The following is a 10,675-nucleotide window of genomic DNA, read 5'->3' on the forward strand; positions in this document are numbered from 1 at the left end:
TGTCGTTCGAGGACCTGGTGATGGAGCTCGACGAGGGGGCCGACCCGCCCGACCTCCACCAGTTCCCGGTGCACTTCACGTGGTCGCTGCCCCCGCTCGCCCACTCCCCCGACCTCCTGGTGCTGGCCACCGAGCTGGCCGGGGTGGGCGGCACCGAGCTCCCGCTCGAGGTCTCGGCGATCGATTCCTTCGCGTCGGTCACCGACGCCGCGGATCGCAGCATCGGCATCGTCGGACGGGTCGAGGTCTCGCTGTCGGAGGTCTTCGTCGGCGAGCACGAGCTGCTCTGCAACGAGCTCGACCGGGCGATGGAGGTCAGCCGGTGGCTGCTCGAGCGCAGTGAAGGCTGGCTCGGCGCCGAGGACTGACCACCGTCCCGCCGACGGGCCGGGCCGCCGATGGAAACCGGCCGGCAGGCACCAGGACGGCGCCCCGACCCATTCCCTGGTCGAGCTGCCCGCCCCCCCGTTACCCTACGTAGGGTGAACAAGACATCGGTCTACCTCGACGACTCCGATCTCGCTCGGCTCCGTCGCCTGCGGAACGCGACCGGCAAGAGCCAGTCGGAGCTCCTGCGCGACGGCATCCGGGCCCTCGCGGGTGACGAGGAGGAGCAGCCTTGGCCCCGGTCCGTCGGCATCGGGTCATGGTCGGTCGATGGATCCTCACCCTCGATGAGCGCTGCTTTCGAGCCATGACCCCCCTCCAAGGCGGCCACTTCATCTTGTTGCCGGCCGATCGTTGAACCTCGATCCACCGATCGGGTCGCCGGTGAGATCACCGTGGGCGAGCCGGCCGAGCGCGGTGGGGTCGACCGGGCAACAGTCGGCGAGCTCCGCGACGTGGGCCGCCAAGGCGCCCTCGAGGACTTGGCGGCGTCGCGTCCAGCCCGCATGCAGACCCAACGTGACGCCGAGCTCGAAGCGGCCCTCGCCGAGGTCGACCGGTGACCAAAGCGGTGGCCGATATGGCGGTGCGGCTGGTGCTCGCGGAGCTCGCTCGATCGTTCGAGGTCAGGGGGCCGGCGGGGCGCGTGATCCGTCGGGGGTCGCGGCGTCGGTCCGGCCGGTGGTGCGACAGTGGGCGTGGCGGCGGCGGCCGGGTGGACCGCCCTCGGAGGTGGGCCCCCCGTCGGCTGCGGCGTCGTCGGCGGGGGCCCGGGTGCGGTTGAAGTGGACGGCGGAGCGGTCGAGGCGTTCGCCGGTGGGGCACTTGTAGGCGCCGACCTGGGGCATGTCGGTGGCCTTGGGGGGTCGGGCCCGGGTGGCGCCGTTGAGGTGGTTGCCGTACCGGTCGGTGAAGGTGACCCCCTCCGGGTCATCGGCGTGGCCAACGATGCCCAACAGTCCCTGGTGGTGCATCCGGTGATGGGCTGAGCAGAGGCAGATGAGGTTGGCGGTGATGGTCTCACCGTCGTCCTCCCAGTGGACGATGTGGTGGATCTGCAACCAGTAGGTCTGATCACAGCCCGGGACCCGGCAGCCGCGGTCGCGGTGCTCGATCAACCGGCGGATGCGCCGGGGCACGATGCGATGGGCGCGACCCACGTTCACCGGGGCCCCGTTGGTGTGCCAGACGATCTGGGCGTCGCCGTCGCAGGACAGGTACCGGCGCAGCTCATCGGGCAGCACACCACCCAGGTGCAGCGACCCCATCCACCTCCCCTGACCCCTATCACCCTCGGGGGTCTCGAGGTGCAACAGCACCCGGGACCGGGCCGCCATCTCCGCACCACCCGCTCCGCCGGCGAGGATCGAGTGAGCCACCCCCACCGCCGCGTCAGCCCACGACGGGGGTCGCACGTCGAGGTCCTTCGTCGACCGGCCCTCGGCCCGGGCGGCGGCCTTGGCCGCAGCACGAGCCTCGGAGTGGAGCCGTTCCCGCGCCGCTCTCAGCGCCCCTTCCATGGCCAGGCCCTCATCGGCGGGGAGGCGCATCCGGGCCCACCACAGCCCCGAGTCCTCAGTGCCGAAGGCGACCTCCCGGTCGACCTCGGGTTCAGGGGGTGGAAGGACCGGCTCCTCAGGGGACGGCTCCGGCGCATCCGCAGGCCGGGCCTCGGTGTCGAAGCCGTAGCTCCGCGTTGCGGTGGCGATCTGGGCCACGGTGGCGAACTGGGCCATCTCGGCCACCGACGCCTCGTACTCCGATGGGGTGTAGCGGGCCACGGTGGCGGCCTGATCGAAGGACAACCGCCCGCCGGTGAACATGGTCATCGTGACCGGCAGCACCGGGGCCCGCCGCGCCAAGGCCACCACCCGCCTCGCCACCGAGCGCGAAACCCCGGCCCGCCACATCAGCCACTGCACCGGGGTGTGGATCCGGTGCCCCTGCCACAGGCCCTCGGCCAGGGCCCGCACCACCAGATCCACCAACCGGGCGTCAGCGGCGTTGCGCACCCCGGCCACACCGGCCAGCTCGTCGTCGAAGGCGCGCCGCGCCACGTCCGCCTCCTGCGCCGCCCCGAGTGATAGGTCCGTCGTCATGAGAACAACCGTACCCGGGGGGTGTGACAGTGAGGATGCCGGGTCGTCGGGCGCGCCGCCCCATCGAGAGCTGCCCCAGGCCCCGCTTCGGCCCCATCGCCACCCCGCCAGTCTGGCCGGGATGACTCCCCGAGTCCTACAGGATGGGCGTCGGTCTGCTGTCTCGGTGTTGCTCGCTGCTAGAACCGCAGAGGGTCGCTCGGCACCACCCCCTCCTTGCGGAGGGCTCCATTGCGGTCAGGATGACACGGGGCTCCGCGGAAGCCTCTAGGTGCCGGGCGGCCCCGATCATCCCGGGACGACAAGTCGTCCGAAAACGAGTTGCAGGAAGATACGAGGGCTCCGTGGAAGACTCTGATTGACAGACGCCTCGATCTCACCGTACGGTCCAGCATCACCTGCACAACGCGAAAACGGCTCGGCCCCCTTTCATCGAGGGGACCGAGCCGGGGGGCAGCACCGAGGCACTGACTTACCAGCCATGAGCCTACGGGATGTTCCTCGTCGCCGTGCCGACAGCACACCCGAGGAACCCATGCGCCATCAGCATCCCACCCATCAGGCGGCCTGCCCCGCCCAAGACGACCCTGGATCACCGAACTGGCCCACGTGCCCGTGGTGCGGGCCGGTCGAGCAGCCGGAATCGACAGTACCTGTCGTGGCTACAGTCCCTCCGGGCGCACTCAGTGTCACACCCCCTCGTCAGGATGAGGATGTGCGACCAGGGCGAGGACGCCGCCGCTGTTCGGCGCAGGGAGACGGGACGAGATGACGACGACATCGTTCGACGAACTCTTCTCGCGAGCGACCGGACATCCGGCGCCGTACCGCTGGCAGCAGCAACTCGCTGACGAGGGCCTGCCCGAAACCGTGGAGATCCCCACCGGCTGCGGCAAGACGCTGGCCGTGGTGCTCGCCTGGGTCTATCGGCGTCGCCATGCTTCTCCGGCAGTTCGCCACGCGACGCCTCGGAAGCTCGTTTTCAGCCTGCCCATGCGCACCCTGGTGGAGCAAACACGGGACGTGATCCGCGGTTGTCTCTCCAAGCTGGGCCTCTCCGACGAGGTCATCCTCGCCACTCTCATGGGTGGCGAGCCGACCAGCGACGAGTGGCGGCTCCACCCTGAGCAGGACGCCATTGTCGTCTGCACTCTCGACATGGGCCTCTCCGGAGCGCTCAACCGAGCCTACGGATCGAGCCGCTTCACGTGGCCGGTCACCTTCGGCCTCCTCAACAACGATGCCCACTGGATCCTCGACGAGGTCCAGCTCATGGGTCCCGGAGCGGTGACCTCGCGTCAGCTCCAGGCCTTCCGGACGTCAATGGGCACCGCCCTCCCCACCGCCAGCACCTGGATGTCAGCCACGCTGCACGCTGATCGCCTGGCCACGGTCGACGCCCCGACCGTGGCCTCACCGCTGCGCCTATCCCCCGGCGACGAACCTCCCGCGCTGCTTCGACGGCTCAACGCACCCCGGCGCTTCGAACGCTGGGTCCCTGAACGCGACGAGAAAATCGACAAGAAGGAGCTGGCCCGGCTCCGCGCCGCCGCCATCGTCTCGCATCATCGACCCGGCACCCGCACGCTGATCGTGGTCAACACCGTTGAGACGGCCAGAACGCTCCACACCGCCGTGATCAAGGCCGGCGTCACCGACGCTCACCTGATCCACTCGCGGTTCCGGCCCGACGACCGAAGGGCAGCGCTCGACCGGGCGCTCGCAGTTCCCGGCCCCGACGGCTCGATCGTCGTCTCGACCCAGGTCGTCGAAGCGGGCGTCGACCTTTCCTCGGCCAACTTGTTCACTGAGGTGGCCCCCTGGTCGTCAATCGTCCAGCGGGCCGGGCGGTGCAACCGCGCCGGCGAGGTCCGACTCGACGCGCCCGCCGATCAGATCCCGTGCGTGTATTGGGATCCATCCTTGTCCGCCCTGCCCTACGACGAGACCGCGATCGAAACCGCCACCCACGCGTTGGATCAGCTCACGGGCACCACCATCACGACGAAGGAGCTGGCCGATGTCGGCGCCGACGAACCAGCTCCGGAGCACTTCCAGGTCTTGCGTCGCGCCGATCTGATCCGCCTGTTCGACACGGCTCCCGACCTCGGCGGGGACGATCTCGACATCGTTCCCTATCTTCGCGATGGCGAAGACCTGGATGCGCGGGTCTGCTGGCGGGAGCTCGACGACAAGGACCAGCCCGTCGATTCCTCGACGCCGAAGCGCGAGGAGTTGTGCCCCGTGCCGGTGGGTGAGCTGCGCACGTGGCTCAAGAAGCGACGACGGCTCATCAGGCTCGACTACCTCGACGGTGACCTCCAAGCCGGCCGGCGCCGGCAACACCAGTGGGTCCGGGCTAGCGCCGATGCCGTTCGACCGGGCCACATCTACATCGCCGACCGATCAGAAGGCGGCTACGCGTCCGACCGGGGATGGGACCTAGCCATCACCTCGACGGTCGAGTCCGTCACCCACGGAAAGGAGCCTCAACTGGCTCCGGTCGACGAGACCCTGGGCAGCGATCCCGCCAGCGTTGACTACCAGCAATGGATCACACTCGACCGGCACCTGACCGACGTCGGCAGCGATGTCCAAGAACTCATCACGAGTCTCGGCTCGATGGACCTGAGCGAGGACCTCACCGCCAGCGCCGTGGCCGCCGGTCGATGGCACGACCTGGGCAAAGCGCACGACGTCTTCCAGGCCACGCTCGCCCGGACTGCGGCCTCGGGCGCGGAACCGGACGGTCCCGGGCCGTGGGCGAAGTCGGGGGGCAACGGCAAGGCCCACCACAGCCGGCGGGCGTTTCGTCATGAGCTAGCCTCCGCCCTCGCGCTCCTCGGCGATGCTGGCATCGTCTTGGCCGACGACGTCGACCGGGACCTCACCGTCTACCTGGTCGCCGCCCACCACGGCCGGGTCCGCATGTCGATCCGCTCCTTCCCCGGCGAAGAGCCGTCGGTCGCTGGCGGCCGCGCCGCGCTCGGGGTCCACGACGGGGATTTGCTCCGTGGTGGTGAGTACGGAGGGGTCGTCGTCCCCGACTGCACGATGGACCTCGAGGTCATGGAGCTGGGTGCGACCAAGGGCTCATGGGTCGAGATGTCCACGTCCCTCCGTGACCGACCCGATCTCGGAGTCTTCCGCCTCGCCCACCTCGAAGCCCTGGTGCGCGTGGCGGACTGGCGAGTGAGTGCCAGCTACAGGGACACGCCATGACCGACTTCATTCCGTCCGATCTCCAGCCCCCGTCGCCACTCGGTCTCGATCTACCCGGGCTCCGGACCCGACCGCTCTCCTCCTATCTCGCCGCGCTCGGGCTGTTCCGGATCATCAATGAGCAGGCCGACCCCACGATCCGTAGCTGGTGGACAGGGCAGTCCTTCAGCCTCTCGACGGCGCTCTCCCTCGACGATCTCCGGTCCTTCTTGCTGGACCGGTACCGACCCACACCGCTGGTGGCTCCGTGGAACGGATCGGACCAAGGTGGCTTCCGACCGGGCACCGCCGGTCGGGCCTCCGAGCAGCTCGCGTGGGTGGAGGGATCAAAGGCCGAGCGCCTCGCGTCATTCCAGCGGGTCGTCGCCGCAGCCCGTCAGGTGGTCGCCACACGGATCTGGCAGGTGGCGAACGTCGAGAAGGACAAGGTCACCATGGTCCTGCAGCTCCGGAACGCGCTGCCCGACGAGGCTGTGCCCTTCCTCGACGCCGCTGTCGCCCTGACTGCGGACGGCATCGCGTACCCACCCATCTTCGGCACCGGCGGGAACATCGGACGCCTCGATCTGGTGATCAACTACATGGAGCACCTGCAGCGGATCCTCGATCCGGGTAAGTCCGACCACCCCGACCAATGGTTGGATGAGCTCCTACTCGGGACCGAGGTGCCCGGCGTGAGGTCGACGCCCGGCCAGTACGACTACCAGGGAGTCGGCGGTGCCAACCTCGGACGGTCGGGTTCCGCCCCGGAGAGGGTCAACCCGTGGATCTACGTCCTCTCGCTCGAAGGGGCGATGGGCTTCGGGGCCACCGCCACGCGTCGCCTCGGCTCGCAACGAGCGCAGGCTTCGGCGCCGTTCACCGTCGCCCCCGCCGCGGCGGGATACGCGTCGGCGACCGGGGGAGAGCCAGCTAAGGGCGAGATGTGGATGCCGGTTTGGCGGCGCCCCTGGTCAGCGGCCGAGCTCCTGTCGGTGCTGAGCGAAGGCCGAGCGACGTGGGGGGACCGCCAAGCACGTGACGGCACGGACTTCCTGAGGGCCGTCCGCACGCTCGGGATCGACCGAGGGATCGCCGCCTTCGAGCGGTACGCCTTTCTCGAGCGCAACGGCCAGTCCCCGGCCGCCATCCCTGTCGGATCGGTCGTGGTCGGGAAGAGCTCGGATCAGGCCGTCCGGCTGACGGCCGAGCTCGACGGCTGGATCTCTCGCCTGAACCGGGGCGGCGACGCGAAGGTCCCCGCCGCGATCAGGTCTGCCCGCAACCAGGTCAACCGGGCTTTGTTCCACGCGTCCGAGAGATCAACGATCGACCGGTTGCTGGCACTGCTCCTTGCAGTTGCTGCGGCCGAACGAGCCGTGAGTCGTTCGACCCGCTTTCGCGACACCACCGGCATCGACCCAGTGCCGGGCCTGACCACCGCCTGGACGAACCACTTCTCAACGGTGACTGACCCCGAGTTCCAGATCGCGCTACTCCTCGCTTCGGGGCACGATCGGTGGGATCGGCCGGGCGGGCACCGTCAGCCCGAACGCTCGTTGCGCGAGTTCCTGCGTCCCATCACCGTCAACCGGTTCGGCCGGATCGACGCCTTCCGAATGAAGGGCGCCGTGGTGCCCGGACTCGGCAGCCGGCCAGTCATCGATGTGCTGGCCGACGTCCTCGTGCTCCGGGCCCGCTCCGGGCCCGCCGCTCCGGACACCGAGGGCCCGCCCTTCAAGGGAGTGCGACCGCAGTTCCCGGTTCATCCCGCCAACACGGCAGGCGCCCGCGATCCGCGCGCCTCGCGCAACGTCGTCGAACGCTTTGCCGGCGAGCAGCTCGACGCAAAGCGACTGTCCACTTGGCTCGAGGCGCTTCTGCTCCTCGCCCCTATGAACGTGCCACCAGCCCTCGCTGAGCCTGCCCTTTCCAAGTACGCCACCCCCGCTCCCCTCTGGCGCCTTCTTGCCCCGTGGTTCGGTCAGGCCCCGCTCCGCCCTCGGCGCACGCGGCCCTTGCCGGAGGCCACCGACGAGGCCCCCGCACCATCCCGTCGGGTCCTCACCCCTGTCGTCCGTCCAAGCTGGCCCGGCCGCCTGCGACAGGCCAACGCGAGCCAGCTTCTCGGTCTGGCCCGTGAGGTCAGCTCCGGCTACGCCGCTGCAGGGCTCGAGCCAGCGTTCGATCCACAGGCGGTCGCAGAGGCCGGAGCCCGGCGCCCGTCAAGCAACACCTCGACCCTGGCTGCTCTCCTCGTCCCCACCAACCTCCGCGACCTGGCCGACCTGGCCACCACCCATCTCCGCATCGACCAAGGAGTCGCCCAATGAGCCCGGCCCGCCGCATCATCAAGGTCCCACTCGAGCCCATCGCAGGCAGTCGCTTCCAGCCCACAGGCTTCCCCGACCTCGGGGCCGCCGTCTTCGATCGTCCCAACCCCGACGGGGGGACGGAACGCTGCCTCCTGGTCGAGTCCAACCAGTCCATGGCCAACCGGCTCGAAGGGACGGCCTGGGACCTCGCAGAACAGGCGCCCAATGCGGTCGTCGACGGACTTCCGTGGGTCAAGGTCGTCGCCGAGAACGACGGCCGCTACCTGACCTCGTCGCGCACGGAGTCGCACCGCCTCGCCTCCGCCTTCGTGAAGAGCGCGATGACCGCCGATGGCACGTCAATGGTGGACGAGATCAAGTCTCGTCTGGAGCTGAGGGACGACACACCACTTGCCCCGCGCACCATCGCCAGAGCCGTCTTCGCGCTCGACCCCTTCTGCCTGATCCACGGCGTGTTCTTCGCCGACAGCAAGTGGCCGGGACAACCGAAGGTCACCCGGGCCCTGACCGCCTCCATCGAGGCGCACGGCATCCACGATGCCGTGTCAGGAGGGGTCAAGCGCGACCAAGTCCGCCACTCCATCAACGACAGGTCCGACGGAGGCACCAAGGAGGGCTACGGCAGCGTGCCGTTCTCCCGATCTGAGTACACGGCGAAGGAGATCATCGCCACCTTCGTGCTCGACCTCGCCCTGCTCGACTCCTTCGGCCTCCCGGCGGCTGGTCGTGATCTCCTCGAGTCCGTCGCCCTCTGGGAGGTCCGCACCCTCCTCGACGGGGGCCTACGGCTTCGGACCGCGTGCGACCTGACGGTCATCGAAGGGGCCGACGTCGACCTGCCCGAGGCCGACACGCTCACGGCTCGGATCCGGGAGGGCATCGAGGCGAGCGGCGAGCTCATCGGACCCGGTGTCCCGCTGACGGTCCGGTGGAGCAGCGGAAGGTCGAAGCCGTGACGATCACGGTTGAGATCACCTTCCCTCTCGGCCGCTACCACGCCACTCCGTGGGACCGGCACGTCAACGAGGGTGCGATCGAGTGGCCTCCCTCGCCATGGCGCCTCGCCCGCGCGCTCTACGCCGTGTGGAAGGAACGGATGCCCGAGCTCGACGACGACGACGTGGTCGCTGCTCTCGATGCCATCTCGGCGCCGCCCGTCTACCACCTCCCGCCGTGGACCGGGTCGGCCACTCGCCACTACTACCCGGACGCTGCTTACCTCTCCGGCCCGATGAAGCCGTCGATCGACAAGGTCCTCGATGCCTTCGTCGCAGTCCATCCAGAGGCGCCGTTGACCCTCTCATGGCCTGAGGCAGATCTGCTGCCCGGTCCGTCAGCCGTCCTCGCCTCGTTGGTGGAAGGACTCCCGTTCCTCGGACGCGCGGACAGCGTCTGCACCGCATCGACGACGATGACGGCGCCGGTCGATGGCGGCCGCACCCTCGCTCCGACGGAGACGGGAGACATGCAGGTGGCCGCGCCAGTTCGGCCACTCGACATCAATGCGTTGACCATTACGACCGACCGCATGCGCAAGCAAAGGCTGCGCCAGCCGCCCGGCATGGTCCAGATCCCCTACCAGAGCCCGGTCGAGGAGCGTCCGAGCTCGGGTCTGTCTCCGGCGTCCGATACCCCGTCTCCCGAGATCAACGCGGCGGTCTTCTCCGCCACGGGAAGGCCACCGCCGTCGTCCACACTCGCGGTCGCCGTCGCCGACCTCTTCTTCGCCGCCGCGGAGAAGGGCTACACCAGGTTGACCGGTAGCCCCGCCCCCCCGGTCCTGACGGGGCATCCGGCGGATAGCTCGGAACGCCGGACCGATCAACATCGGCACGCCCACGTCTGGCCGTTGCCCCGCGATCCCGGGGCCAAGCAGGTTCAACAAGTGGTGGTGTGGGCGAAGGAGGGTTTCGATCCTGCGACGTCAGCGGCCTTGGGCCAGGTCACCGAGTTGCGGCTGTCCAAGAAGGCGCCAGGGTCCAAGGACCACGTCGAGGTGGACACCGCTGGTCGGCCGGTCGTGCGAGGTCTGCTCCCCACGCGCGTGCTGCTGACGCAGCTCGGCAAGATCGACGAGCTTGCGCCTGGCCTGGTGAGGAGCAGTAGCCACTGGGTCTCGTGCACTCCCTTCATCCCGCCCCACCACCAGCGCAAGGGCCAGCGCATCGGAGAGCGGTTCGGCAGCTACTACAAGGGTTTCCTCATCGATCAGATCGATCGAGAGCTGAAGCACCGAGGCTTCGCTGCTCGCCTAATCGACCTCCGCGGGCTCGGGGACGACGAACGACCAGGTGCCGCGCAGCGGTACCGGCGCCATCGGTTGAAACAGCGCATGCGCGACGCACGGGAGGCGGTGTGGCTGGAGGTCCACCTCGACCAGCCGCTGAAGGGCCCTCTCGCTCTCGGAGGGCTCTGCCACTACGGCCTCGGCCTGTTCCGCCCAAAGAACTGATCAGCGTGAGCGCATCCGACACCACCGCGAGTCCCGATGTGCCGGAGCTGGTGCCGGCTCGGATGCTCAACGAGTTCTGCTACTGCCCTCGGCTGTTCTTCCTCGAGTGGGTGCAGTCGCGCTTCGCCGACAACGCCGACACGGTGGAGGGCCGCTGGGTCCACCGGGCCGTCGACAAGGAGGGTGGCCGGGCGCCTCTG

Annotated in this window: 7 protein-coding genes and 2 pseudogenes; 8 read left to right on the plus strand and 1 reads right to left on the minus strand. The window is 69.2% G+C overall.

Features of this window, described 5'->3' with window-relative positions:
• The 3 genes and pseudogenes from VNL12_RS14940 to VNL12_RS14950 form a co-directional block, all read left to right on the plus strand.
• Positions 1 to 368: pseudogene (locus VNL12_RS14940) on the plus strand (hypothetical protein); the annotation flags it as partial.
• 114 nt (positions 369 to 482) lie between these two features.
• The gene (locus VNL12_RS14945) at positions 483 to 698 is read left to right on the plus strand and encodes a ribbon-helix-helix domain-containing protein (protein ID WP_325595738.1); all 216 of its coding nucleotides are present in this window, start codon (positions 483 to 485) and stop codon (positions 696 to 698) included.
• Positions 699 to 782: 84 nt separating this feature from the next.
• The gene (locus VNL12_RS14950) at positions 783 to 950 is read left to right on the plus strand and encodes a hypothetical protein (RefSeq protein ID WP_325595739.1); all 168 of its coding nucleotides are present in this window, start codon (positions 783 to 785) and stop codon (positions 948 to 950) included.
• 63 nt (positions 951 to 1,013) lie between these two features.
• On the opposite strand, the gene VNL12_RS14955 is transcribed toward VNL12_RS14950, so the two are convergent.
• Entirely contained in the window at positions 1,014 to 2,486 is a 1,473-nt protein-coding gene (locus VNL12_RS14955; RefSeq protein ID WP_325595740.1) for an HNH endonuclease signature motif containing protein, read from the minus strand.
• A gap of 768 nt (positions 2,487 to 3,254) precedes the next feature.
• Here VNL12_RS14955 and cas3g point away from each other — a divergent pair.
• The 5 genes and pseudogenes from cas3g to VNL12_RS14980 all read left to right on the plus strand — a co-directional run.
• A complete protein-coding gene (gene cas3g / locus VNL12_RS14960; RefSeq protein WP_325595741.1) occupies positions 3,255 to 5,708 on the plus strand; it encodes a type I-G CRISPR-associated helicase/endonuclease Cas3g in 2,454 nt (817 codons plus the stop codon).
• Positions 5,705 to 8,020 carry a type I-G CRISPR-associated protein Cas8g1/Csx17 gene (cas8g1, locus tag VNL12_RS14965; RefSeq protein WP_325595742.1) on the plus strand — a complete coding sequence of 772 codons (2,316 nt, stop codon included), beginning with the start codon at positions 5,705 to 5,707 and terminating at the stop codon, positions 8,018 to 8,020. Before cas3g ends, cas8g1 begins: the two co-directional genes overlap by 4 nt.
• Positions 8,017 to 8,979 carry a type I-G CRISPR-associated RAMP protein Csb1/Cas7g gene (gene cas7g / locus VNL12_RS14970; RefSeq protein WP_325595743.1) on the plus strand — a complete coding sequence of 321 codons (963 nt, stop codon included), beginning with the start codon at positions 8,017 to 8,019 and terminating at the stop codon, positions 8,977 to 8,979. Before cas8g1 ends, cas7g begins: the two co-directional genes overlap by 4 nt.
• A complete protein-coding gene (gene csb2, locus VNL12_RS14975) occupies positions 8,976 to 10,475 on the plus strand; it encodes a type I-G CRISPR-associated protein Csb2 (RefSeq protein WP_325595744.1) in 1,500 nt (499 codons plus the stop codon). Before cas7g ends, csb2 begins: the two co-directional genes overlap by 4 nt.
• A 5-nt stretch (positions 10,476 to 10,480) precedes the next feature.
• A pseudogene (locus tag VNL12_RS14980) lies at positions 10,481 to 10,675 on the plus strand (CRISPR-associated protein Cas1); the annotation flags it as partial.

The sequence above is a fragment of the Iamia sp. genome, assembly GCF_035575815.1.
Taxonomy (GTDB): Bacteria; Actinomycetota; Acidimicrobiia; order Acidimicrobiales; family Iamiaceae; genus Iamia.